Annotated in this window: 1 protein-coding gene; it reads left to right on the plus strand. The window is 65.9% G+C overall.

Annotated features, from left to right (window positions below; genetic code table 11):
- On the plus strand, positions 1-536 hold a 536-nt coding region (locus ACU8YE_RS24180), incomplete at both ends, for a tetratricopeptide repeat protein (protein ID WP_446929901.1).

Genomic DNA, 536 nt, shown 5'->3' on the forward strand with positions numbered 1-536 from the left:
TACGTGTATCTCGCGCAGATCGCGCTCGACCAGAACAACGAGGCGCTCGCCGCGCAATGGCTCGACAAGGTCGACGAAGCGAGCCAGCAGTACGTACCCGCGCAGGTCACGCGCGCGCAGTTGCTGCAGAAGCAGGGCAAGGCCGACGAAGCGCGCAAGCTGCTCGCGAACCTGCAGGCGTCCGACCCGCGCGACGCCGCGGTGATCGCGCGCACCGACGCGTCGATCCTCTTCACGTCGAAGCGCTACAAGGAAGCCGCCGACCGGCTCGCGCAAGCCGTCGAGGATTTCCCGGACGATCCCGATCTGCGCTACGACTACGCGACGGCGAGCGAGAAGATCGGCCAGTACACGACGATGGAACAGCAGTTGCGCCTGCTGATGCGTGCGCAGCCCGACAATCCGCAAGCCTACAACGCGCTCGGCTATTCGCTCGCGGACCGCAACCTGCGCCTGCAGGAAGCGAGCAAGCTGATCGAGAAGGCGAACTCGCTCGCGCCGAACGACGCGTTCATCATGGACAGCCTCGGCTGGGT

This window comes from Ralstonia sp. VS2407, assembly GCF_052950655.1.